At 67.4% G+C, this 24,133-nt stretch carries 24 protein-coding genes and 2 riboswitches; of the genes, 6 read left to right on the top strand and 18 right to left on the bottom strand.

Going from position 1 to position 24,133, the window contains the following annotated elements:
• Positions 1-5 precede the first annotated feature (5 nt).
• From cobT to cbiT, 8 genes are all read right to left on the bottom strand, one after another.
• A complete protein-coding gene (gene cobT / locus AB7245_RS16105; protein WP_085403139.1) occupies positions 6-1,058 on the bottom strand; it encodes a nicotinate-nucleotide--dimethylbenzimidazole phosphoribosyltransferase in 1,053 nt (350 codons plus the stop codon).
• Between the two features lie 10 nt (positions 1,059-1,068).
• Positions 1,069-1,818, bottom strand: coding sequence for a precorrin-6A synthase (deacetylating) (gene cobF / locus AB7245_RS16100; protein WP_085403138.1), 750 nt, complete (start codon positions 1,816-1,818; stop codon positions 1,069-1,071).
• A 46-nt stretch (positions 1,819-1,864) separates the two neighbouring features.
• Entirely contained in the window at positions 1,865-2,542 is a 678-nt protein-coding gene (locus AB7245_RS16095; RefSeq protein ID WP_439034434.1) for an energy-coupling factor ABC transporter permease, read from the bottom strand.
• Positions 2,543-2,579: 37 nt separating this feature from the next.
• A riboswitch (cobalamin riboswitch) is annotated at positions 2,580-2,797 on the bottom strand.
• A gap of 18 nt (positions 2,798-2,815) precedes the next feature.
• On the bottom strand, positions 2,816-3,574 hold the full coding sequence (gene cobA, locus AB7245_RS16090; RefSeq protein ID WP_085403137.1) for a uroporphyrinogen-III C-methyltransferase: 759 nt from the start codon (positions 3,572-3,574) through the stop codon (positions 2,816-2,818).
• The gene (locus tag AB7245_RS16085) at positions 3,571-4,881 is read right to left on the bottom strand and encodes a cobyrinate a,c-diamide synthase (protein WP_085403136.1); all 1,311 of its coding nucleotides are present in this window, start codon (positions 4,879-4,881) and stop codon (positions 3,571-3,573) included. The genes cobA and AB7245_RS16085 overlap by 4 nt, the downstream gene beginning before the upstream one ends.
• Positions 4,881-5,663, bottom strand: a complete 783-nt coding sequence (gene cobM / locus AB7245_RS16080) for a precorrin-4 C(11)-methyltransferase (RefSeq protein WP_085403135.1) — start codon at positions 5,661-5,663, stop codon at positions 4,881-4,883. Before cobM ends, AB7245_RS16085 begins: the two co-directional genes overlap by 1 nt.
• Complete coding sequence (locus AB7245_RS16075; protein WP_085403134.1) at positions 5,660-6,028, bottom strand: cobalamin biosynthesis protein; 369 nt, start codon at positions 6,026-6,028, stop codon at positions 5,660-5,662. Before AB7245_RS16075 ends, cobM begins: the two co-directional genes overlap by 4 nt.
• Positions 6,025-7,206: a precorrin-6Y C5,15-methyltransferase (decarboxylating) subunit CbiT gene (gene cbiT / locus AB7245_RS16070; RefSeq protein WP_085403133.1), complete on the bottom strand. Its 1,182-nt coding sequence runs from the start codon at positions 7,204-7,206 to the stop codon at positions 6,025-6,027. Before cbiT ends, AB7245_RS16075 begins: the two co-directional genes overlap by 4 nt.
• Here cbiT and AB7245_RS16065 point away from each other — a divergent pair.
• Positions 7,205-7,951 carry a cobalt-precorrin-6A reductase gene (locus tag AB7245_RS16065; RefSeq protein WP_085403132.1) on the top strand — a complete coding sequence of 249 codons (747 nt, stop codon included), beginning with the start codon at positions 7,205-7,207 and terminating at the stop codon, positions 7,949-7,951. The two genes, cbiT and AB7245_RS16065, sit on opposite strands and share 2 nt — an antisense overlap.
• Here the strand turns inward: AB7245_RS16065 and cobJ are convergent.
• Genes cobJ through AB7245_RS16030 form a run of 7 tightly spaced genes read right to left on the bottom strand, consistent with a single transcriptional unit; the run spans position 7,927 to position 15,849 of the window.
• A complete protein-coding gene (gene cobJ, locus AB7245_RS16060) occupies positions 7,927-8,661 on the bottom strand; it encodes a precorrin-3B C(17)-methyltransferase (protein ID WP_085403131.1) in 735 nt (244 codons plus the stop codon). The genes AB7245_RS16065 and cobJ overlap by 25 nt on opposite strands.
• On the bottom strand, positions 8,658-9,389 hold the full coding sequence (locus AB7245_RS16055) for a precorrin-2 C(20)-methyltransferase (protein WP_085403130.1): 732 nt from the start codon (positions 9,387-9,389) through the stop codon (positions 8,658-8,660). Before AB7245_RS16055 ends, cobJ begins: the two co-directional genes overlap by 4 nt.
• A 2-nt stretch (positions 9,390-9,391) precedes the next feature.
• Positions 9,392-10,021: a precorrin-8X methylmutase gene (locus AB7245_RS16050; protein ID WP_085403129.1), complete on the bottom strand. Its 630-nt coding sequence runs from the start codon at positions 10,019-10,021 to the stop codon at positions 9,392-9,394.
• Positions 10,021-11,184, bottom strand: a complete 1,164-nt coding sequence (cobG, locus tag AB7245_RS16045; RefSeq protein WP_439034433.1) for a precorrin-3B synthase — start codon at positions 11,182-11,184, stop codon at positions 10,021-10,023. The genes AB7245_RS16050 and cobG overlap by 1 nt, the downstream gene beginning before the upstream one ends.
• Positions 11,181-14,429, bottom strand: coding sequence for a cobaltochelatase subunit CobN (gene cobN, locus AB7245_RS16040; RefSeq protein ID WP_085403127.1), 3,249 nt, complete (start codon positions 14,427-14,429; stop codon positions 11,181-11,183). Before cobN ends, cobG begins: the two co-directional genes overlap by 4 nt.
• Positions 14,429-15,478, bottom strand: a complete 1,050-nt coding sequence (gene cobW, locus AB7245_RS16035; protein ID WP_085403126.1) for a cobalamin biosynthesis protein CobW — start codon at positions 15,476-15,478, stop codon at positions 14,429-14,431. The genes cobN and cobW overlap by 1 nt, the downstream gene beginning before the upstream one ends.
• Positions 15,475-15,849: a DUF1636 family protein gene (locus AB7245_RS16030; protein ID WP_028148471.1), complete on the bottom strand. Its 375-nt coding sequence runs from the start codon at positions 15,847-15,849 to the stop codon at positions 15,475-15,477. Before AB7245_RS16030 ends, cobW begins: the two co-directional genes overlap by 4 nt.
• A 96-nt stretch (positions 15,850-15,945) precedes the next feature.
• Positions 15,946-16,167, bottom strand: a riboswitch (cobalamin riboswitch).
• Positions 16,168-16,207: 40 nt separating this feature from the next.
• Here AB7245_RS16030 and cobO point away from each other — a divergent pair.
• Together cobO and AB7245_RS16020 are read left to right on the top strand one after the other, a co-directional pair.
• Entirely contained in the window at positions 16,208-16,843 is a 636-nt protein-coding gene (cobO, locus tag AB7245_RS16025; protein ID WP_354075063.1) for a cob(I)yrinic acid a,c-diamide adenosyltransferase, read from the top strand.
• Positions 16,844-16,866: 23 nt separating this feature from the next.
• Complete coding sequence (locus tag AB7245_RS16020; RefSeq protein WP_085403124.1) at positions 16,867-18,315, top strand: cobyric acid synthase; 1,449 nt, start codon at positions 16,867-16,869, stop codon at positions 18,313-18,315.
• Here the strand turns inward: AB7245_RS16020 and cobD are convergent.
• Positions 18,304-19,269, bottom strand: a complete 966-nt coding sequence (cobD, locus tag AB7245_RS16015) for a threonine-phosphate decarboxylase CobD (RefSeq protein ID WP_085403123.1) — start codon at positions 19,267-19,269, stop codon at positions 18,304-18,306. The two genes, AB7245_RS16020 and cobD, sit on opposite strands and share 12 nt — an antisense overlap.
• Positions 19,270-19,280: 11 nt before the next feature.
• A complete protein-coding gene (gene cbiB, locus AB7245_RS16010; RefSeq protein WP_085403122.1) occupies positions 19,281-20,222 on the bottom strand; it encodes an adenosylcobinamide-phosphate synthase CbiB in 942 nt (313 codons plus the stop codon).
• Positions 20,223-20,343: 121 nt separating this feature from the next.
• Between cbiB and cobU the strand changes: the two genes are divergently transcribed.
• From cobU to bluB, 3 genes are read left to right on the top strand one after another with little or no spacing between them, the layout of a single operon-like run.
• Entirely contained in the window at positions 20,344-20,850 is a 507-nt protein-coding gene (gene cobU / locus AB7245_RS16005) for a bifunctional adenosylcobinamide kinase/adenosylcobinamide-phosphate guanylyltransferase (protein ID WP_063984439.1), read from the top strand.
• Positions 20,847-21,629 carry an adenosylcobinamide-GDP ribazoletransferase gene (cobS, locus tag AB7245_RS16000; protein ID WP_085403121.1) on the top strand — a complete coding sequence of 261 codons (783 nt, stop codon included), beginning with the start codon at positions 20,847-20,849 and terminating at the stop codon, positions 21,627-21,629. Before cobU ends, cobS begins: the two co-directional genes overlap by 4 nt.
• A 4-nt stretch (positions 21,630-21,633) precedes the next feature.
• Positions 21,634-22,266, top strand: a complete 633-nt coding sequence (bluB, locus tag AB7245_RS15995; RefSeq protein ID WP_085403120.1) for a 5,6-dimethylbenzimidazole synthase — start codon at positions 21,634-21,636, stop codon at positions 22,264-22,266.
• 164 nt (positions 22,267-22,430) lie between these two features.
• On the opposite strand, the gene AB7245_RS15990 is transcribed toward bluB, so the two are convergent.
• A complete protein-coding gene (locus AB7245_RS15990; protein WP_085403119.1) occupies positions 22,431-24,125 on the bottom strand; it encodes a ShlB/FhaC/HecB family hemolysin secretion/activation protein in 1,695 nt (564 codons plus the stop codon).
• Between the last annotated feature and the right edge of the window lie 8 nt (positions 24,126-24,133).

Genomic DNA, 24,133 nt, shown 5'->3' with positions numbered 1-24,133 from the left:
CCGGGTCAGGCCGGGCGATCCGGCACATTGGCCTGCGCGAAGGTCGCCATGCCGTTGTGAAGGCTGCACGCGAGCCGCACCAGCGGCAGCGCGATGGCCGCACCCGATCCTTCGCCGAGCCTGAGATCGAGGCTGATCAACGGCTGCACGTTCAGCGCACGCAACACCAGCCGATGCCCCTGCTCCGCCGATTGATGCGACGGCAGCAGGAATGGCTGGCACGACGGGTTCAGCCGTACCGCCGCCAGCGCCGCCACCGATACGATGAAGCCATCGATCAACACGGGAACGCGGGCTTGCGCAGCCGCAATGATGGCGCCGCAAATCGCCGCGATTTCGAGGCCGCCGACGGCGCACAGGATTTTTTCCGGCGAAGCGCCCGCAATGCCGTGATGCGCAATCGCCGCATCGATCACACCCGCCTTGTGCGCGCGGCCGGCCGCGTCGACGCCGGTACCGCTGCCCGCGATCTCCTCGGCACTGATGCCGAGCAGGCTCGCCGCAATCGCCGCCGACGTCGTGGTATTGCCGATGCCCATCTCGCCGAAGATCAGGAGATCGGGCCTGCCGGCTGCCGCGCGCGCGACTGCGCGCTGACCGGCTTCGAAGGCGAATGCCAGCTCCGTGGGGGTGAGCGCTGCTTCCACGCTGAAGTCGCGCGTGCCGCTGCGCGGCTTGTCGGTGACGATTCCTGCCATCTCCTCCTGTGCCAGCGTGCCGGCGTCGACGACCTCCAGGCCTGAGCCAAGCTCACGCGCCAGCACCGAGATCGCGGCACCGCCCGAGGCAAAATTCGCCATCATCGCGATGGTCACTCCTTGCGGATAGGCCGACACGCCCTGCGCGACGATGCCGTGATCGCCGGCGAAGACGATGATCGGCACTCGCGCAGCGCGCGGTTGCTCGGTCGCCTGCAGGCCCGCAAGCTCGACCGCAAGCTGCTCCAGCCGGCCGAGCGCGCCGGCCGGTTTTGTGAGTTGCGCCTGACGCGCGAGCGCCGCCTCGCGATGGACAGCGGAGACCTCGGGGCATTTCCGGGTGACCCATTCGGGGAGCATGCTGCCTCGCTTACGGCCTGCGCTTGAGAATGTAGCTGTCCATGATCCATCCGTGCCGCTCGCGCGCATCCTGTCGCGCGGCGACGATGCGCGGGCCGATCTCGGCCAGAACGCCCGACATGACGATCTGATCGTGCATACCGAGATAGGCGCCCCACCAGATGTGCAGCCCGGCTGGATCGAGCGACTGGAAAGCCGTGCCGCCGTCGAGCATCACCACCACGGTATCGACGCCCTGCGGCCAGCCGCCTTCGCGCAAGCGGCGCCCCGTCGTGACCAGGAAGGGCTCGCCGATGTCGTTGAGCGGCAGCGCATGCGCCGCGCACAGCGCCTGGATCGAGGTGATGCCCGGCACGACCTCGATATCAGGCAAGGGATCGAGCCGCCGCGCAATGCGCAGCGAGGAATCGTACAGCGAGGGATCGCCCCAGATCAGCAGCGCGACCTTGCCTTTACCTTCGAGATGGCTGGCGATCGTCCGCGACCACGCCGCGGCCACGGCATCGTGCCAGTCGTCCACGCCCTTGTGATAGTCCGCTTCACCGGCATCGCGCACAGGAAGATCGAACTCGGCAATGCGCGTCGTTGGATTGGTGAGTACATCCGCGCAGATCGTCCGCCTGAGATCTGCGAGATCGGACTTCGCCGTCCCCTTGCGCGGGATCAGGATGAGATCGGCCGCGTTGATGGCTTGAACGGCGGCGCGCGTGAGCTGCTCGGGATCGCCGCAACCGATGCCTATCAGGGAGAGTGTCAGCATCGTGAGTGCGAAGGGCGGCCATCACGGCCGCCCGTTCGCTTGTCTCTCAAGCCGCGTTATGCAAACGCGGGGTAACGAGGCCGGGCGCGGTGACGCCGCGCAGCGACTTCGCCAGCGCCAGCACACCGAGGTCGGCCAGCGGCTCGATCACGATGACGAGCGCGTAGGAGGCCGCGAAGGTCGCGATGTTGACGAGGTTGGTCGCACCGAAGCCCGAGCCATAGAGCGCCCAGAACGCAACCCAGGCGATGACGCCGGCCTGATACGTGGTCGACAGCGCCAGCGCCTGGCGATACCTGAGATCGACATAGGCGGTGTTGCGGGCAATGATCCGCGCGGCGATCGCCTGGATCCCGAACAGCGGCACCAGCAGCGTGGTGACGTTCATGCCGAATTGCGGCAGATCGGGCGGCTCGAAGAAGATGCCCTGGAACAACAGTCCGAACGCAAGGCCGAAGGCCGCGGGCGCTGCCCCAAACAGCAGCAACAGGGTCGAGCCGAGGATGAAGTGCACCTCGGAGACGCCCACCGGGAAGTGCGGCAGGATCTCGAAGAAGACGAAAACGAGGCCCGTGGTGGCGAGCGTCCGCGCCGCGAACGACGTGATGCCCTGCTCGCGCACGGTCTCGACCGCGAGCTTCAGCGCAACGCCGCCGACTGCGATGCCGGTTGCGTAACTCAACACGAGCTTGGCGCCCGATACGACTCCGGGTTCGATATGCATGGTTCAGTTCCTTCCTGCCGTCACACCCGACGGCCTTGGCCACAAGACATGCACGGCCGGTCTCCTGGCTCGCGGTTCACTGGGGTTCTCCGGCCTTCCCGGGCCTTGCGGCCCAGTGGCTGATCGGAGTCCCTCACCGCTTACAGTCGCGGGGGCGGCTGGGGTTTTGGGCGGCGCAACTGTCCGCCCACCCCCATTCCCGATTATGCTCCGGCGGTTTGCGCCGCCTCGAGCACCATGCGTCTCCTGTGTGCCCCTTTCGCCAGCCGGGCGTCAAGGGGCGAAGGGCGGCCGGGACGGTCCTGACGGATAATCGCCCGCCAGCGCGCCAAACAGGATCACCGCCGCCGTCGAGGCCGCGCCGCCCCGCGCAAGCTGTTCCGCCAGCTCGGCAATGGTGGTGCGGACCAGCCGCTCGTCGGGACGACCGAGGGATTCGGCGAACAGCGCCGGGGTATCAGGGGCGAGGCCGTGCTCGATCAATTTTGCGACAAGCGCCGGAAAGGTGCGCCGGCCCATATAGACGACGGTGGTCGCTTCGGGATCCGCCAGCGCCGCCCAGTTCAAATTCTGCGGCAGCTCGCCGGTGACATCGGCCCCGGTCACGAACTGCACCCGGCGCGAGGTGTGGCGCCGGGTCAGGGGAATGCCGGCTTGCGCGGCGGCGACACAGGCCGAGGTGATTCCGGGAATGATCTCGTAGCCGATGCCGGCTTCGCGCAGAGCCTCCAGCTCCTCCTCGAGCCGGCCAAAGATACCGGCATCGCCCGATTTCAGCCGCACCACACGGACGCCGGCCGCGGCGTAATCGATCAGCAGGCGGTTGACGTGGTGCTGCTTGGTCGAGGGCCGCCCTGCCCGCTTCCCGACCGCGACGAGATTGGCGCCGGGCCGGGCCAGATCGAGGATCGCGCCCGAGGCGAGGTCGTCATAGAGCACGACGTCGGCATCGCGCAGCCGCGCGGCGCCTTTGAGCGTGAGGAGCTCGGGGTCGCCGGGGCCGGCCGAGATGAAAGTGACAAAACCGCTCACCGATCCTCCGCGATCAGATGGAAGAACGTGCCGGTGGCTTGTCCCCGCCGCGAGCCGGTCTCGGCGATGATCGCGCCTGTTGCATCGTGCACGACCGCCAGCGGCGTATCCGGCTGCGCGACAATCGTCGAATAGTGGAACTCGTGACCGCGCAGGCGCGCGCCGACCTGATGGCCCGGCATCGGCGCGGCGAGCGCAGCGAGACGATAGCCGAGATGCATGCGGCGCTTGGCAAAGCTCGTCTCCAGTCCGAGCAGGCCCGTCATCTCATGACGGACGCCGTCGGCGTCGGTCAGAGCGGTTCCCAGCACCATATAGCCTCCGCATTCGCCGTGCACCGGCCGTGTGTCAGCGAAGGCGCGCAAGCCGCTGCGAAAGCGCGCATTGGCCGCGATCGTGCCGGCATGCAGTTCGGGATAGCCGCCGGGCAGCCAGCAGACATCGGCGCTCGCGTCAGGCGCTTCATCGGCAAGCGGCGAGAATGTCGAGATCTCGGCGCCGGCCGCGCGCCAGGCCTCCAGCATGTGCGGATAGATGAAGGAGAACGCGGCATCGCGGGCCAACGCAATGCGCTGCCCGGGCGGCGTCACGTTCATGCCGTTTGCCGCCGGTTGCGGCGAACAGCTTGCTGCCGCCCGCAGCACCGCATCGAGATCGACATGCTCGGCGACGAAGCGCGCGGCTTCGTCGATCAGCTTGCCGATCTCGGCCTGCTCTTCGGCCTGCACCAGGCCGAGATGCCGTTTCGGCAGGCTGATTTCTGCATGACGCGGCAGCGCGCCGAACACGGCGATGCCGGCGTCGTTCAGTGCACGCCGCACGAGATCTTCATGTCGCGGGCTGGCGACGCGATTGAGCACCACGCCGGCAAGGCGCACGCCGGCACGATAGTCGCGAAGGCCTGCGGCGATCGCCGCCGCCGTCTGCGCCTGTCCGGAAGGATCGATCACCAGCAGCACCGGCCAGCCCAGCATCTCCGCAATGTCGGCGGTGGCGCCGGTGCCGGAGACGCCGCGCGCGGCGACGCCGTCGAACAGGCCCATCGAACCCTCCGCGAGCACGACATCGGCATCAGTGCCGCGACCCACGAGATGAGCAATCGTCCCGCGATCCATCGCCCAGCTATCGACGTTGACGGAAGCGCGCCCCGTCGCAGCGGCATGGAAGGCGGGATCGATATAGTCGGGCCCGCTCTTGAAGCACTGCACGTTCAATCCGCGATTGCGCCAGGCGCGCGCCAGCGCCAGCGTCAGCGTGGTTTTGCCGACGCCGGAGGCCGGCGCCGAGATGACAAGCCCTGCCGGCATCACGATGCCTCCGGAAAGCGCGGATCGGCGCCGACCGGCCGATAGCGCCGATCGTAATCGGCGGCATAGAGGCGGCTCTCGTCAAAATCCGCCGCTCCAAGCGTCTTGCCAACCAGGATCAGCGCGGTGCGCTCCATCTCGGTGCCGACGGCGGCATCGAGCGTCGCCAGCGTGGCGCGAACGATGCGCTGGTCCGGCCAGCTCGCGCGCCAGACGATCGCGACGGGGCAATCCGCGCCGTAATGCGGCGTGAGCTCGGCGACGACCTTGTCGAGCAGATGGATCGACAGATGGATCGCGAGCACCGCACCGGTGGCGGCGAACGCCGCGAGCTTTTCGCCCTCAGGCATCGCGCTGGCGCGGCCCGGCGTGCGCGTCAGCACGACTGACTGGGCAAGACCGGGCAGCGTCAGCTCAATCTCTAGTGCAGCTGCTGCAGCCGAAAACGACGGAACACCTGGCGTGACCGTGTAGGGAATACCGAGCGCGCGCAGGCGACGAAGCTGCTCGCCCATCGCCGACCAGATCGAGAGATCGCCGGAATGCAGGCGGGCAACATCCTTGCCGGCGGCATGCGCGGCGGCGATCTCCGCGATGATCTCGTCAAGCGACAGCGGCGCGGTGTTGACGATCCGTGCACCGGGCGGGCAATGCGCCAGCACGCCCTCGGGCACCAGCGAGCCCGCATAGAGGCAGACCGGACAGGCCGCGATCAGGTCGCGTCCGCGCAACGTCAGCAAATCCGGAGCGCCCGGCCCTGCACCGATGAAGTGCACCGTCATGCGCCGTCTCCTTCCGCGATCGCGGCGGTCGCGGTGCGATCCCGCGAGACCGCCCGCGTCGCAATCAATCGCGCGCGAGGACCAGCGGCAACGAGCGCCGCGGCTTCGGCGACCGAGCCCGTGCCGAACTTCTCCGCGACGAGCTCCGATTGCGTCGGCGTCTCGATGCCGGCCAGCATGTCCGCCGGAACCGGCTTGATCGGCACGCCGCATTCACGCGCGAGCTGTTTGAGCGGCTCCGCGTCGGCCTTGTCGCTGACAGTCGCGACCGCCGCAAGGCCCTCGGGACCACCCGCCGCCAGCAGCGCCTCGCGCAGCGAAGCCAGCGTGACATCCTTTTTGAATCCGAGTCCGGCGACTTTCATCGAACCGCACTCCATTGCACCACGGGCCGCGACGCTTCCCAGGACCGGTAGCGGCCGAGCGGCGCGGCATGGGCAATCTCGACCCGCATCAATTCGCCGCCGTGGCGCTGGTGCAGTTCGCCGAGCAGCGCCTCCGTCTCCAGCGTCACCGCATGCGCGACGAGCCGCGCACCCGGCGCAAGCCGCGGCCAGATGGCATCGAACATCGCGATATCGAGACCGCCACCGATGAAGACGGCATCCGGCGCTTCCAACGCAGCAAAAGCTTTCGGCGCGCTCCCCGTGATGACAGTGATCCGATGCGCCAATCCGAACGCTGTTGCATTGCTGCGGATATTCGCGGCACGATCCTCGCGCGCCTCGATGGCGGTCGCCGTCCCGCCGCACAGCGCCCATTCCACAGAGATCGAGCCAGAACCCGCGCCGATATCCCACAGCCGCTCGCCGGGTCGCGGCGCCAGCGCCGAGAGCGCCAGCGCACGCACCGGCCGCTTGGTGATCTGGCCATCATGCATGAAGAGATCGTCGGTCAGGCCGGAGCTGCGGGGAATGCCTTGCCCGCCCCTCGCCTCGACGGCCACTGCGACCAGGTTTTCGGCGAGATCGCCCGCAAAGCTGTCGGCACGATGCTCAGCGATGCTTTCGCGCGGCCCGCCGAGCGCGGCGAGAGTCCAGAACGCCGAGGCGCCACAACCGCGCTCGCTCAGCCATTTCGCGAGATCACCGGCGGCCTTGCCGTCACGCACGAGGCAAATGATGCGCGCACCTTGCACGAGATGCGGTACGAGACGCTCGAACGGCGCGGCATGAAGCCCGAGACAGGCGATGGCTTCGAGGCGCCAGCCGAGCCGCGCGGCGGCGAGCGAGAAGGTCGATGGCGCCGAATGCGCGATCCACTCGTTGGCATCGAGCTTCTCGGCGACACTTGCACCCGCGCCGTGCCAGAACGGATCGCCGGAGGCGAGTACCACCGTCGGCCGGCCGCGGCAGCTCAGCACGATGTCTGCGTCGAACGGCACCGGCCACGGACGACCGCGCCCCTCCACGTCAGCAAACGCGAGATGACGCTCGCCACCAAAAACAGTTTCTGCCTTGGCAAGCGCCTTTCGGCTTGCCTCGGACAGCCCGGCAAGGCCATCTTCGCCGATACCGATGATGGTCAGCCAGGGATCAGCCATGACGCGCGCCCTCATTCTGGGCGGAACCGCCGATGCGAGCTTGCTCGCCGCGGAAGTCGCACGCGCGCGCATCGACGCCGTGTATTCCTATGGCGGCCGAACCCGCGCGCCCGCCGATCAGCCGCTGCCGACCCGCATCGGCGGCTTCGGCGGCGTGAGCGGGCTTGCCGACTATATTCGCCGTGAGCGCATCACGCATGCGATCGACGCCACGCATCCCTTCGCTGCCGAGATGAGCCGCCACGCGGTCCAGGCGTGCGCGCAAACGGGAACGCCGCTGATCGCGCTCGAGCGCGCGCCTTGGACGAAGGCGCCCGGCGACACCTGGATCGAAGTCGCCGACGTCACCGCCGCGCTCGCTGCGCTGCCCGAGACGCCGGCAAAAATGTTCCTCGCCATCGGCCGGCAGCACATCGCGCCCTTCGCGAGCAAGCCACAGCACACCTACACGCTGCGGTTCGTCGATCCGCCCGAAGCACCGCTGCCCTTCGCTGCGGACGTGATCGTGTCGCGCGGGCCATTCACGTTCGACGGCGAGCTCGAAATGATGCGCACGCGCGGCATCGCATGGATTGTCGCCCGCAATTCCGGCGGCGACGGCGCACGCGCCAAGATCGACGCGGCCCGCATGCTCGGCCTGCCCGTGATCATGATCGCGCGGCCAAAACTGCCCGAACGGTTGCGGGTTGAGAGCGTGGCCGAGATCATGCAGTGGCTCGGTCATCGCGCCTGCCTCGGGGCATAGACCCAGCGGCCGACGCGGCGCGTCTGCGAGTTGCCGACGATCACAAGCGTGCGCATGTCGGCCATCTCAGGCGTCGCTTCGTTCAGCGTGACGGTCTCGATCCTTTCATCAGCGGCGCTGATCGCGCGCGCGAAGATCACGAGGCGCTCGCCGCAGCCGGTGTCCTTCAACACCGCAAGCGCGCGGCCAAAACCCTCCGGCCGGCTTGCCGAGCGCGGATTGTACATCGCAATGGCAAAATCGGCTTCCGCGGCCAGCCGCAGGCGCTTCTCGATCACCGCCCACGGCTTGAGATTGTCGGAGAGATTGATCGCGCAGAAATCATGGCCGAGCGGCGCGCCGGCGCGCGCGGCCGCCGCCAGCATCGCTGTGATACCGGGCAAAACGCGAATGGGAAGCTCGCGCCATTGCGGCGCCTGTTCGAGCGCCTCGAACACGGCCGACGCCATCGCGAAGACACCGGGATCGCCGGAGGAGACGACGACGACCTGCCCGCCTTCGGCCGCAAGCCGCAGGGCCTCGCTCGCGCGCTGCAGCTCTTCGCGATTGTCGGAGGGGTGCAAGGTGAGCCCTGCCCGCGGCGGCACGCGCGCAACATAGGGCGCATAGCCCAGAATGTCGGTTGCGGCGGCAAGGGCGGCGGAGACCTCGGGCGTCACCAGCGCATCGCTGCCCGGCCCGAGGCCCGCGATGATCAGCGTGCCCGTCATTCGGCGGCGTCCAGATGCCGGCCCTTGCCGTGCACGAGCACAATCGCAAAATAGGGACAGTCGGCGGCATCGATATCGGCGAGCCGCACCACGCGCTCGCCCGGCATGGTGCCGCGCTCGACCAGCCAGGCATCGTCCAGCCGGCCGGCGGACGCCAGCGCGCGACGCACCTTTGCGAGATTGCGGCCGGTCTTCATGATGACCAGCGCATCGGAATCGCGCATGCGCCGCTCGAGTTCGTCTTCGGCGAGCGTCCCCATCAGCACCGTCGTCACGTCGTCGCCAAGCGCGATCGGCTGTCCGACGCCGTTCCAGCAGCCGACCATGCCGGGAATGCCGGCGATCACCTCGATCTCGACACGGCCTTGCAGGCGCGTGTGCAGATGCATGAAGGAGCCGTAAAAGTAAGGATCGCCCTCGCAGAGCACGACGACGTCCACCGCACGCGAAAGCCGCGCCAGCCGTTCCGCCCATTCGTCGTAGAAGCCGGCCAGCAGCTGCACATATTCCGGGCTATCGAAGGCGAGCTCCGTCGTAACAGGATATTCCATTGCGTATTCGGTGACGTCGGAGGCCAACATGCCTTCGACGATGCGGCGCGCCTGGCCGGGCCGGCCCTTCTTGCGAAAATAGGCGACATGCTTCGCAGCCCGCACCGTCCGGTCAGCGCGCACGCTCATCATATCAGGATCGCCGGGGCCGAGACCGCAGCAGATGATGCGTCCCATGGCTATTCGCTCCGGCTCGCCAGTGCATTCACGGCGGCGACCGTGATCGCGGAGCCGCCGAGGCGGCCCTCGACTGTCAGCGCCGGCACCGGCGGATCGGCCATCAGCGCGGCCTTGGATTCGGCCGCGCCGACGAAGCCGACCGGGCAGCCGATGATCGCTGCGGGCCGCGGGCAGCCCGGGTCCTCGAGCATGTTGAGGAGATGAAACAGCGCGGTCGGCGCGTTACCGATCGCAACGATTGCGCCGTCGAGATGCGGTCGCCACAACTCCAGCGCCGCAGCCGAGCGCGTATTGCGCATGGACTGCGCGAGCGCGGGAACGGCCTCGTCGCCGAGCGTGCAGATCACGGCGTTGGCCGCCGGCAGTCTCGCGCGCGTAATTCCTTCCGAGACCATGCGCGCGTCGCACAGGATCGGGGCGCCTCTCTGCAAGGCCGCGCGCGCAGCAGTCGCCATGCCTGATGTGAAGCGGATATGCGCCTCGAGGCCAACCATGCCGGCGGCGTGGATCATCCGCACCACCACCTGCTCCTCGTCCGGCGAGAAGCGCGCAAGATCCGCCTCGGCCCGGATGGTCGCGAAGGATTGCCGGTAGATCGCCGCGCCGTCGGTCTCGTAGGTGTGCGGCATCAGTGGCCTCCGACCAGGATGGAGGGATCGCTGACGATGTCGGCACCGTTGAGGCCGCGCAGAACCGGCTCGTCGCGGGTCGAGCCGTCGCGGACGAGATCGAATCCGGCGCTGGTCGCAACCAGCGTCACCGCGGACGCGCCGGAACGCGCGCAGCCCTTGGCGCAGCCGGAGACGTGAAGGCGCGTATCGAGGGCGATGCGCGGCGCAAGGGCGGAAGCGAGTGCGCGGGTGTCGGCATGCGCCTCGCGGCAACGCGGGGCGCCGCTACAAGCAATCACGCGCAACGCCGGATCGTAAGGCTCGGTGATGAGGCCTGCCCCGCTCGGCATCTCGCGCTTGCCCTCGCTCAACACCATCCGCCATGGCGTCATGCGCAGCGCATGTCCGCAGCCGGAAAATTGATGGAGCGTCGTGTGCAGCATCTGCCCGAACGCCACGCCGACCAGGGCGCCATGCGGATAATGCCCGGGTCGTGACGCGGCCATGACCGGAGCAGGCTCGGTTTCGCCGCTCAAAGACTCAGGCAATACCGAGCCTACCGCGATATGAGCTGCCATGCGCCCTCGCCCGTCCTTCGCGCCGCCGGACGAGATGAACCAGTTCGCGAGCGCGAGGGCCGTGCTTACGGTCTCACCGCGCGCGACCGAGCGGCCCAGCCTTGCGCCATCGGCCCGCACCAGGAGCCGGCCGCCGTGATCGCGCTCGATGCGCACGTCGGCGGAATCGCCGGCGAGTACGCGCGACTTTCCATCGTCGATGGCGAAGCCGAACTTTGTGGGGAGATCGAGCGTGCTGTCGGCGAGCGCTTCCTCAAGCTCCGCGGCGAGCGCCTGTGTCTCATCACCGCTGTTCCAGAACGGCGTCACCAAAATGTTGCGCCGGGCTTCGATGTCGGTATCGGGGTCGAGCAGCCGCAGCAACGCGAGTCCATCGAGCAGCCGGCGATGGCCTTGCTCGCTGACGCCTCTGATCTGGAGGTTGGCGCGGCTCGTCACATCGATGAGACCATTGCCGTAGCGTTCGGCGAGCTCAGCAAGCCCGGCGACCTGTGCAGCTTCGAGGCGCCCGCCGAACGGGCGCACGCGAACCACCAGCCCGTCGCCCGATTGCATCGGGCGCAACGCGCCGGGACACCAGCCCTTGATCGCGGCCGCACTCATGAAGCCTCCTTCAGCGCAGCCGCGATCGAATTGCGGCGCGTTCGCCAGAGCGAGGCTTCGTGCAGGCGTGTGAAGCAGGTCTCCATCGCGGCGAGCGCCGCCGGATTCTCGCGGGCCATGAAGGTGCGGACATCGGCGTCGCCGAGCGTCGCATCGTAGTAGAGATCGAACAGATGCGGCGGCACGGCGCCGGCCAGATGCGCGAAGGCGGCCATGTGCTCCAGCGTCGCGGTGATCTCGGCGGCACCGCGAAAACCGTGCCGCATCATGCCGGCGATCCAGGCCGGATTGGCCGCGCGTGCGCGGACGACGCGGGAGATTTCCTCGGTCAGCGTCCGCGCGTGCGGCTGCTCGGGCCGCGTCGTATCGAGGTGATAGAGCGATGGTCCTGCCGCACCGAGATGCGCTGCGGCCGCCGCGATGCCTGCTTCATGCGCGGCGTAATCCGCGGCGAGCAGAAGATCGGTCTCCGGCAAGTCCTGGACGTGCACGAAAGCATCGGCGGATGCGAGCCGCGTCTCGATGCCGGCCCGATCCGGCTGCATCGCACCGTCCGCGGAGAACGCCCAGGACGATGCCGACAGCCAGGCTTCGCCGGCGGCATCACGCGTCTCGGCCGTAAAGGCATCGGGGATCGCGGACAGACCCACGCCGTATTGGCCGGGGCGCGGCGCGAACACACGCGAGGCGCGGTGACGATAGGGATTCTCGTCGCCCTCCTCCTCGCGCGTTGCGAGCGCCTCGGCGGCGGCCTCGAACAATTGCGCAAGGCCGGAGAAGACATCGCGGAACAGGCCCGACACGCGCAGCGTGACGTCGATACGGGGGCGCCCGAGCTCCGTCGGTGCGATGATGTCATAGCCGGTGACGCGGCCGGAGGCGTGATCCCAGCGCGGCGCAAGGCCGGCGAGATGCAGCGCCATGGCAAACTCCTCGCCGGCGGTCCGCATCGTCGCGGAGCCCCAGAGATCGACCACGAGGCCTTTCGGCCAGTCGCCGTGATCCTGCAAATGGCGACGCAGCAGCTCTTCCGCGAGCCTGATGCCTTGCGCATGCGCCGACGGCGTCGGCACCGCGCGCGGATCAACGGCAAAGAGATTGCGTCCGGTCGGCACCACGTCCTGGCGTCCGCGATACGGCGAGCCCGATGGCCCCGGCGCAACGCGCTGTCCCGCTAGCGCGGCACGCAACGCATCGCGCTCCGCGTCGGCGCAGGTGCCGCGGCCGAACACGTGCAACCCGTCGCCGAACTGGCTCTCCTTGAGATCGCAGACGAAGCGATCGATCCGCGGGATCGCTTCCGCCGGTGCAGCCGATGCATCGAGACCGAGATCGTCTTCGAGCCCTGCCGCACGCGCTTCGTCGCGAATCGCGGCGATCAGACGCTGACGTCGGGCGGGGTCGAGACCATCGGCGGTCGAATATTCGTCCAGCAAACGTTCGAGCCGGCGCAGGCCGTCCGGCACCGCGGATTGTTCCAGCGGCGGCGGCAGATGGCCGATGGTGACGGCACCCAAGCGCCGCTTGGCCTGCGCGGCCTCGCCGGGATCGTTGACGATGAAGGGATAGATGACCGGCAGATCGCCGATCAGGGCTTCCGGCCAGCAATGTGAGGACAGCGCCACGGATCTTCCGGGCAGCCATTCCAGCGTGCCATGCGCGCCCATGTGCACGACGGCGTCAAAACCCTGCTGCCGGAGCCAGAGATAGAACGCGACATAGGCGTGGCGTGGCGTGCGGGCGAGATCGTGATAGTCGGCATCGCGCGTGGTCGCATCGCCGCGCTCGGGCTGAACCGCGATGATCGATTGGCCACTTGCGATGGCCGCGAACTGAAATGCACCGTCGCGACAGCTCGGGTCATCCTCCGGCGCGCCCCAGGCCTGCGCGAGATCATCCTGCAAGGCTTGCGGCAAGCGCGAGAGCGCCGCGCGGTAGTCGGCGACGCTCCAGGTCAAGTTCTGCTTGAGCAGCGTCTCGCCGAGCGCCTGAACCGGCGCAACATCGATGCCGGACTCGGTCAGGTCAGACAGCAATGCCTCGACCGACGCCAGCGCATCGAGACCAACCGCATGCGCGATCTGATGCGGACGGCCCGGGTAGTTCGAGAGCACGAGCGCCACCCGTTTCTCGGCGGCTGGCGTCTCCGCGAGGCGCCGCCAGGCCGCAACGCGCGCGGCGACGGCGTTCACGCGCTCCTCGTCAGGGCGGTGCGCCAGATGCGAAAATTGCAGATCGGGATCGCGCTCCGCCGCCGATTTGAAACTCACCACGCCCGCGAACAGGCGGCCGTCGACCTCCGGCAGCACCACATGCATCGCGAGATCGCCGGGCGACAGGCCGCGCAGCGACTCCGCCCAGTCTTCGCGCCGTGCCGATGAGAGCGCGACCTGGAAGACGGGACATGATGCAGCATCGAACGGTGTCGTGCCGTCGTCGCCCATCGCCGAGAACGCCGTCGCGTTGACGATCGCGGCCGGAGGATTCGTCGCGAAATAGGTCCGCAGCCAGTCCGCAACGCCCGGAGCCTTCAGCGAGGTGACGAACGCGCCGTACGCGTCAAAGCCGCGCTCGCGCAGCGCCGCGATCAGGGCGTCGACCGGCCCGGTATCCGCGGCGGTGAGATAGGAACGATAGAAGGTCACGAACGCGAGCGGCTTTCCCTCGCCTGCCATCGGCGCAGCAATGACGCCACGCGCGGGATCGTAAAAGCCCATCTCAGGCAGGTTCATCTCGCCGACGACCGGGCCTGCGTAAAGGCCCGAGGCCAACGCGAGCTGCGCGATCGCGGCCTGGGCTGCAACAGGACCGCCGGTGTCGCAGAGCACCTTGAGCCGGCGCAGCGTCGAAACCGGCAGGGTCGAGTAGGCATCGAGCCGCGTGTCGTCGCGGCCGTCGGCCGGCAGCACGGCCAGCACGATGTTGCGGTTCTTCGCAAGCTGCTGCAGGGCCGCGAGCCCGTACGGCCAATAGGACTCACCGCCGATCAGGCGCACCAGGATGCCGCGCGCCTGCGACAGCGTGCGCTCGATATAGGTGTCGACCGACAACGGATGACGCAGCTCCGCGAGATTGGCGAGCCGCAGCGACGGCAGGCTGTTACGGCCGCGCCGCCAGCCGGCCGCGAACGCGGCAAGGTCGGAATCCGAGTACGAGAGCACCACGAGATCGGCCGGGTCCTGGCCGATGTCCCTTGGCGTCGCGGTCTCCTCGAGACCGCGGCTCTCGCGGAAGACGACGTGCATCAGATACCAGATCCTGAAAGCCCAAGTCCGACCTTGATCGCGGCCTCGTCGATATCGCCGTGCTCGCCGATCACGACAAGCTTCGACTGCCTGAGAGCTGCGCCCCAGGGCTTGTCGAACTGGTGGCGCACGCGCTCGCCGACCGCTTGCAGCAACAGGCGCATCGGCTTGCCCGCGACCGCGATATAGCCCTTGACGCGCAGCACGTTCTGCTCGCGCGAAAGACGCTGCACCGACGCGACCAGTGCGTCGATGTCGCTGATTTCAGGAAGATCGATCACAACGGAGGCGAAATCGTCGTGCTCGTGATCCTCCTCGCCGTCGTGATGCGAGGGGCGCGCGGCGAGATCGTTCTCTGCGGCGGCGCCAAGGCCGAGGATGACACGCGCATCGATCGCGCCATCGGTGACGGATAGCATCGGCACGCGGCGCGGCATCTCGGCGGTAATGGCGGCCTTGGCGGCTTCGATCCCTGCGGCCCCCGCAAGATCGGCCTTGGTCAGCAGCACGATGTCGGCGCAGGCGATCTGGTCCTCGAACACTTCCGACAGCGGCGTCTCGTGATCGAGATTTCCATCCGCTGCGCGCTGCGCTTCCACGGCAGCCGGGTCCGGCGCAAAACGGCCGGCGGCAACAGCCTCGGCATCGGCCAGCGCGATCACGCCGTCGACCGTGATCCGCGAGCGGATCTCCGGCCAGTCGAACGCCTTCAGCAGCGGCTTCGGCAGCGCCAGGCCCGAGGTCTCGATCAGGATGTGATCGGGCCGCACCGGCCGCGCCAAGAGCTTTTCCATGGTCGGAATGAAATCGTCCGCAACGGTGCAGCAGATGCAGCCATTGGCGAGCTCGACGATGTTCTCCTCCGGGCAATTCGCATCGGCGCAGGATTTCAGGATCTCGCCGTCGACACCCTCGCTGCCGAACTCGTTGACCAGCACGGCGAGCTTCTTGCCGTCAGGGTTTGCGAGCAGATGCTGGATCAGCGTGGTCTTGCCGGAGCCGAGAAAACCCGTGACCACCGTCACAGGGACTTTTGCGAGCGAGTTCATTCGGCGGCCTCCGGCAACACGGCAATGGGGGGAATGCGGGCAAGCGACTGCTTGCGGAAGATTTCGGGACGGCTGCGCCAGGGCACGAGGCCGTCGGGCGCGGCGGCATAGGCCGCAGCACCCGCGACCACGTCGCTCGCATGGGCCTCTGACAGACGGCCATAGACATAGGACCAGCGGCCGGGCGCGCTGAGCGCAACCGAGCAACCCTGGCTGCATGCCGACAGGCATTCGACGGGAACCACATTGACGCCCTCGGGCACGCCGGCGTCGAGGATCGCACCATGCAGGCGCTTGCCGGGCGTCGTCTCACCCTCGTCGAGCGTCTGGCCGGCACGGCAGGTAATACAGACGTGAAGTGTGACGGTCATCGCCTCTTCCAGGATAAACAGCGGGAGGCGAAGAGGCACACGGACCATTCCCCCGAAGGTCCGTTTCCCCGTCGCGGAACACCCCGTCCGCCGGTCCAAAACTCGTCCGCGCTGGCAGGTCTCCCGGCTTGCGGAGCAGGGCTTTTGGCCCTTCGATCCCCGCCTTCCCGATCCCCTGGGGGATCAGTGGCTTCGGGCATCTCTCCGGTCACGGTCGCGGGGGCGGCTGCAGTTTGGAGCCGAATCTTGTCGATTCGGACCCTATCGCATTCCCTCTTCGCCTGTCATAGGACAGGAACCAACGCCGGGCCACCATTTGCCCCCGGCCGCCTCTTGTCAAGCCGAAGGACCCTGTCAGATGACGCCTGAACCGGATACCCAAACGGCCGAGGAAACCGACGCCCGCCACGCCGCGAAAATGGCGAAAATCAAGGTCGCCCGCGACAAGATCATGGCGACCAAGAGCGGCGAAAAGGGCCTCATCATCGTCCACACCGGCGCCGGCAAGGGCAAGTCCACCTCCGCCTTCGGCATGATCGTCCGCTGTGTCGCCCATGGCTTCCCCTGCGCGGTCGTGCAGTTCATCAAGGGCGCCTGGGACACCGGCGAACGGCGCCTGCTCACCGGCCATTTCGGCGAGCTCTGCCAGTTCCATGCGATGGGCGAAGGTTTCACCTGGGAGACGCAGGACCGCGCCCGCGACATCGCCGCAGCACAGGCCGGCTGGGCGAAGGCCAAGGAGCTGATCTCAGATTCCAATCTGCGCATGGTCGTGCTCGACGAGATCAACATCGCGCTGCGCTACGACTATCTCGACATCGCCGAGGTCGTCGACTTTCTGAAAACGCACAAACCGCCGATGACGCATGTCGTGCTCACCGGGCGCAACGCCAAGGACGAGCTGATCGAGATCGCCGATCTCGTCACCGAGATGACGCTGGTCAAGCACCCCTTCCGCTCCGGCATCAAGGCGCAAGCCGGCGTCGAGTTCTGACGACGCCAGATTCTGAAAACACCATGGCGCGCGCATTGATGATCCAGGGGGCCGGCTCGGACGTGGGCAAGTCGCTCATCGTCGCCGGCCTCGCGCGCGCCTTCACGCGGCGCGGCCTGCGCGTGCTGCCCTTCAAGCCGCAGAACATGTCGAACAACGCGGCCGTCACCGTCGACGGCGGCGAGATCGGTCGCGCCCAGGCGCTGCAGGCGCTGGCCGCCGGCGTCGAGCCGCACACCGACATGAACCCGGTGCTGCTGAAGCCGGAGACCGATGTCGGCGCACAAATCATCGTCCAGGGAAAGCGCATCGCGACCGCGCGGGCGCGTGAATATGCGGCGATGAAACCGTCGCTGATGGGCGCGGTGCTGGAAAGCTTCGAGCGGCTGAAAGCGCGCGCCGATCTGGTGCTGGTCGAAGGCGCCGGCAGCCCGGCCGAGGTCAACCTGCGCAAGGCCGACATCGCCAATATGGGCTTTGCACGCAAGGCCGACGTGCCGGTCGTGCTGGTCGGCGACATCGACCGCGGCGGCGTCATCGCCCAGCTCGTCGGCATCAAGACGGTGATCAACCCCGACGATGCCGCGATGATCGAGGGTTTCGTCATCAACAAGTTCCGCGGCGACCCCTCGCTGTTCGACGACGGCTACAAGCTGATCGAGCAGAAGACCGCGTGGCGCGGCCTTGGCGTGCTGCCCTGGTTCGCGCGCGCCGGCGAGCTGCCAGCCGAGGATGCGCTGGGGCTGAGCGACGCGCGCAAGCCGGGCCAGTGCAAGATCGCCTGCCTCGCGCTGTCGCGGATCGCCAATTTCGATGATCTCGATCCGTTGAAGCTCGAGCCTGGCGTCGATCTCGTGATGGTGCGGCCGGGCGAAGCCATCCCCGGCGACGTCCGCCTCGTCATCATCCCCGGCTCGAAGTCCACCCGCGGCGATCTCGCCTTCCTGCGCGCGCAGGGCTGGGACATCGATCTCCTGGCGCATCACCGCCGCGGCGGCCATGTGCTTGGCCTCTGCGGCGGCTATCAGATGCTCGGGCGCAACGTCGCCGACCCCGATGGCATCGAAGGCCCTGCCGGCGACACGTCGGGTCTCGGACTTCTGGACGTCGCGACCATGATGAGCCCGCAGAAGACACTGACGCGCGTCGCGGCCGTGCATGCCGCCACGGACCAGCCGATCGACGCCTACGAAATCCACATCGGCCGCACCGACGGACCGGATCGCGCCCGCCCGTTTGCGAAACTGAACGGCGAGCCCGAAGGCGCGATCTCACGCGATGGCCGCGTGCAAGGCAGCTATCTGCACGGCCTGTTCACGTCGGATGATTTCCGCAAGGCGTATCTCGCAAAGCTCGACATTCCGGCAGGCGACGAGCCTTATCACAGCAGGGTCGAGAGCGCGCTCGACGCCCTCGCCGATCACATCGAACAGCATCTCGACGTCGGCGGCCTGCTCGCGCTAGCGCGCTAGCGCCTCGGCAAGGCGCGTCCATTCGGCTTCGCTGCCGGGAAGCCCGAGGCGCAGCCATGCCGGCTCTTTCGCGAATACGCGCGACCAGATTTGGCTACGCGCCAGTTTCTCCTGCGCAGCAAGCGCATCAGGCGTCTCGTAGAGACGAAACAGCGGCGCACCACCGACGAGCCGCCAGCCTTGCGACTGCACGATGTCGTCGAGGCGGGCACAGTCGCGTGCGAGCCGCGCGGACGTGGCCTCGGCCCAGGCGTCGTCGCGCAAGGCGCGGCAGCCGATCGCGATCGCAGCTCCCGACACCGGCCATGGCCCCGACATCGCCGCGAGCTTGGCGATGTCGGCCGCATGGCCGAGCGCAAACCCAAGCCGCAGGCCGGCAAGACCATAGAACTTGCCGAAGGAGCGCAGGACCAGCAGTCCAGGCCGATCCGCCTCGGATGCGAGCGACAGCTGCGGGGCGGCATCGGCAAAACTCCCGTCGATGACGAGACGGCCGACGCGCGGCAGCAGCGCCAGCAAATCCTCTGGCGCAAAACGCCGGCCATCGGGATTGTTGGGATTGACGACGACGGCGAGATCTGTGCCCGCCAGCGCGTCGAGCTCGCCGACCTCCTGGACATCCCAGCCTGCAGCCGACAAGACCCCGGAATATTCGTTGTAAGTCGGCCCGAGGATGCGCGCGCGGCCGACTGGCGCGAGTTGCGGCAGCAATTGAATGGCGGCCTGCGCACCGCCCATTGCGACGATCGGCGCGCTTGTGCCGTAGGCATGCTGTGCCGCCTGATGCAGGCTCTCGATCTCAGCGCGCGACGGCAGCGCGTTCCATGCGCGCGGGCTCACCTCACCCACGGGATAAGGCAGGCGGTTGATCCCGGTCGACAGATCGATCCAGTCCTCCGCGCGCCCGCCAAAACGCTGCTGGGCCAGATCGAGATTTCCACCGTGCTCGCGCATGCCCCGTTCTTTCACGCGAAGGCCAGGATCGCAAGGAGGCCGGCGAGCAGCAGCATGGCGCGGCGGTAGATCGTTAACCCCTGGCTGATGTCCGCGGCAAGCGGATCGCGCGCGCCTTCGTTGAGCCAGGGCTCATCGGTCGCGCTGCCGCGATAGATGCGGGGGCCGCTGAGCCGCACGCCGAGCGCGCCCGCCATCGCCGCTTCCGGCCAGCCGGCATTGGGCGAGCGGTGACGGCGGGCATCGCGCGTCATGCACGACAGCGCCTCCGAGCGCCGCGACGCCAACAGGACGAACAGAAAGCCGGTCAGCCGCGCCGGAATGAAGTTTGCGACGTCGTCGATGCGTGCCGCGGCCCAGCCAAAAGCTTCGTGGCGTTCGCTGCGATGACCGATCATGGAGTCCAGCGTGTTGATCGCCTTGTAGCCCAAAATGCCGGGCAGTCCGAACAGCGCGCCCCAGAACACCGGCGCCACGATGCCGTCGGAGGCGTTCTCGGCGAGGCTCTCGATCGCCGCGCGCGCGATGCCGGCTTCGTCGAGCGTCGCGGGATCGCGTCCGACGATGCGCGACACCGCTGCGCGCGCAGCGGCGATGTCGCCCGCCTGTAAGGGCTTCGCGACGGCAGCGACATGATCATGAAGCGAGCGCAAGGCGACCAGCGGCCAGGCCAGCACACCCACGAGTATGATCTCTATCCATCCCCAGGGGAGCAAGGACTGAAGTACCCAGCCGATTGCGACCGAGATCGCAATCACCAGAAGCGCTCCAGCCACGCCCGCAGCACGGCGAAATGCCGGCGGATCGGACGCGCGATTCCAGGCGGCGTCGATGGCAGAGATCAGCCGGCCCAGCCAGGTCACGGGATGACCGATCCGCGCGAACAGCCACGACGGCCAGCCCAGCAGGGCATCCACCGCCATCGCCACCGCCATCGCCCCCGCAAAACCCACGCACGCCTCCTGTCCCGCCCCTGTTGCGCAAAGCGAAGGCGGAGCGCAAGCCCCCGGCCGCCTGATTTCGGCTTTGTCTTTGGCCGCGATTGGTGATTAGTCAGGCCCACAGGAGAACTTTATGGCCGTCATCTTGATCACGGGCGGAGCACGATCGGGCAAGAGCGCCCACGCGGAAAAGCGCGCGCGCAGCTTTCCGGGCCAGCCCATCTACATCGCGACGGCCGAGGCGCTCGATGCCGAAATGGAGGTGCGCATCGCCAAGCATCGAGCCAAGCGCGCGGCCGTCGACTGGATCGAGCGAGAGGTACCACTCGATCTCCTGCAAGCTCTGATCGAGACCGATGGCGCCGGCCCAAGGCTGGTGGATTGCCTGACCTTGTGGCTCTCCAATATCATGCATGCGGGGCGTGACTGGGAACACGAACTCATGAAGCTCGCCGCTTTCATGGGCGGCCAGAAGAGCCCCGTCATTTTCGTCACCAACGAGGTCGGCCTCGGTATCGTGCCCGACAACGCGCTGGCGCGCAGCTATCGCGACGCCGCCGGAATCATGAACCAGGTCATCGCGGCGGTTTCCGACGAAGTCGAGTTCGTCGTGGCCGGCCTGCCGATGAAACTGAAATGATGCCGCGCGCCGAGCTTTTCAAAGAGATTATCGCCGATCTCAGGATGGCGGCATCGTTCGTCACGATTCTGCCGGTGGCATCGTCGAAGCCCGCAGGCGAAGGCGCCATCGCGCGCGCGACCTGGGCACTCCCCGTCGCGGGACTGCTGGTCGGCCTCGCGGGTGCCTTGGTCTACAAGGTTTCCAGCCGGTTCGGACTGACACCGAACCTCGCCGCCCTGCTCACGCTGGCCGCGACCGCGCTCATCACCGGCGCGCTGCATGAGGACGGCCTTGCCGATACCGCCGACGGGCTCGGCGGCGGCCGGACGCGCGAGCGCAAGCTCGAGATCATGCGCGACAGCCGGATCGGCACCTATGGCGTCTGCGCGCTGATCCTGTCGTTCGGTCTGCGCTGGAGCGCGCTCGCGGCGATCGCCAATCCCTGGGCCGTCGCGCTCGCGCTGTGCGCCGCGCACACTGCCGCCCGCGCGGGCGTGCCGGCTTTCATGTCGCTGGTCCCGCCGGCACGATCTGATGGACTGTCGGCAAGCGCGGGATCGCCGCCGGGCCGCAGCGTCGCCATCGCTTTCGCTGCTGGAACGCTCGCCCTCGCCCTCGCGCTCGGGCCTGGCAAGGCGCTGGTCAGCCTGATCCTGCTGTCGCTCGCCGGCTTGATGCTGGCGCGGCTTGCCATCCGCCAGATCGGCGGGCAGACCGGCGACATCCTCGGCGCATTCGAGCAGACCGGCGAGATCCTCATTCTGCTGGTGGCGGCATCCTTCCGGATGGGAGGCTGATCTCATGGTCGAGTTCGACGACACCTTCCGTCAGCACTTGCGCGAGCTGTTCGTGTGGCGCCGCGACGTGCGCCGCTTCCGCGCCGATCCGCTGCCGGCCGGCGCCATCGATCGCCTGATCGAGACCGCCTGTCTCTCACCCTCGGTCGGCCTGAGCCAGCCCTGGCGCTTCGTTGTCGTTGAAGATGCCGCACGACGCCGCGACGTGATCGACGACTTCAGGGCATGCAACGCCGATGCGCTGAACTGTTACTCCGGCGAACGCGCCGCGCGCTATGCCACACTAAAACTGTCCGGTCTCGAACAGGCGCCCGGTCACCTCGCCGTGTTCGCGGACAAGGCGAGCGACATCGGCCACGGCCTCGGCCGCGCGACCATGCCGGAGACGACGGAATATTCCGTGGTCGCCGCGATCACCGCGATGTGGCTCGCCGCGCGCGCCGACGGCATCGGCATCGGCTGGGTGTCGATCCTCAATCCGGAGCGCGTTCGCACCACTCTCGACGTGCCCAGCTCCTGGAAGTTCATCGCCTATCTCTGCATCGGCTATCCGGAAGTCGAATGCGACCAGCCGGAGCTGGAGCAGGCGAAATGGGAACACCGGCGCGGCGCGGAGGAATTCACGCTGCGGCGTTAATCGCCGCGCCCCCGCTCCATCCTCCGTCATTGCGAGCGTGGCGAAGCAATCCAGGCTGCATCCGCGGAGGGATTCTGGATTGCTTCGTCGCACCAGCGCAAAATTGCTTTGCAATTTTGTCGCGGGCTCCTCGCAATGACGACGGAGAGAGCGGCGGCTTGTCGCTACGACCTGCTCTTGCCGGCGGCAGCCGCCACCGGCGCGGGGCTCTCCGGCTTCTGGAACATCAACAACGGCCGGAAGATGACGCGGCCATAGGCCTCGTAATGGTTCTGGGTCGAGACGGCCATCTTCAACGGCGTCGCGTAATTCGCCTCGAACGTCATGAACGACGCATAGGTCCATGAGAAGCCGACGCCGACCGAAGCGAGCTCGGTGATCCCCGGGAATGTCGAATAGACCGCACCCCAGTCGGTGAAGATGTAGGTGTCGAACCCCTTGAGCCACGACGACCAATTGTAGTGCAGCTCGGCGTTGAAATAATAGCCGCTGTCGCCGGATGCGGAGTTGGAGGGATAGCCGCGCACGGTGGTGGGACCGCCGATCGAGAAGATCTGGTCGCCCGGCAGCAGCTTCTCCTGCGTGTACTGCCAGCTCGCCAGCACGTTGGCGCTGAAATTCTGCGGCCCCGCCGCGCTGGTCGCGATCAGCGAGCCGGTATAGGTGTTGAACGCGCGGTTGTTGCCGAGCACATAATCATGCCAGGTGATGTAGTTCACCGCCGGCGAGACCGTGATCGAATAGGTGTTGCCGGAATTGGTCACCGAGAGCCCGGCGGTGGCCTTGTCGTAGTGGTCGTCGGTCACGGAGACCGTGGCGAAGCGGCTGACCGTCTTGCCCTCGGTCTCGGCGGCGTTGAGCAATATCAGCCAGTTCTGCGTCACCCAGACCGGCTGGCTGAAATTGACCGCGGCCTGGCTCGAGCGTCCGGTGACGTCGAGCGCGACGAACGGTCCCTGGATGATCTTGATCTTGCCTTCGGTATAGCTGACGCCGACGCGGCCACCCCAGGGATTGACCGGAATGCTGTAGGCGGCGTTGCCGTTGAGATTGCCGTCGGCGCGGACGCCGTAGAAGGTCAGGCGGTCGTCGACGCCGAACAGGCCGTGGCGCTTGTAGAAGGCTCCGCCCTCCCAGCGCCCGGTGTTCTCCGCGCCCTGGTTGTCGGTGAAGAGTTGCAAGGTGTCGACCGGCGGCTCGATCACGGCGAACTGGAGATCGGTCAGGCCAAAACTCGTGCCAGGCTGGAGCAGCGCCTTGATCTGCACGTCGTTGGTCCGGTTGAACCAGATCACGTCGCGATTGAGTTTTGGAACGTCGAGGACCTCGCCTTCGGGCTCCTTCACGCGCTGAAGGATGTAATCGGTGCGGGTCTGCTTGTTGCCCTCGATGGTCGTCTTCTGGAGCCGGCCCTCGGTCAGCTTGATCTTGACCACACCACCTTTGGCGTCTTGATCGGGCAGCGTCGCGATGCCCGTGACGATGCCGCGCTCGGTGTAGATGGCGTTGATGTCGGCAACGAGCTGCAATAGCGCGGCGATGTCGACGTTCTTGCCGACATATTTCTTCGCGATCTCGTCCAGCTCTGCCGGCGTGATGAACTTGGATGCGTCGAACTCGACCTTGCGCAGGCGGAATTTCGGCCCCCCCGGCTTCAGCAGCTGGGACTTTTCCCGCTCACCGCCGATCACCGCGGGACCGGTGAGCTTGGGCGGCGCGCTCTGCCGTTCGAGCTGGCGGCGCTGCCGGTCGACGTCGTTCTGGATCACGCCGGGATTGATCGAGGGCACTTGCGCGCGCGAAGGGGCGATGCAGCAAGCTGCAAGCCCCACCCCCAACGCTGCCCCCCAAATCCGCATCCCGAATC

The organism is Bradyrhizobium sp. 604_D8_N2_3, from assembly GCF_051810765.1.
GTDB classification, from domain to species: Bacteria; Pseudomonadota; Alphaproteobacteria; order Rhizobiales; family Xanthobacteraceae; genus Bradyrhizobium; species Bradyrhizobium barranii.
The sequence above is the reverse complement of the archived record's forward strand: the minus strand, read 5'-3'. Positions and strand labels throughout refer to the sequence as shown.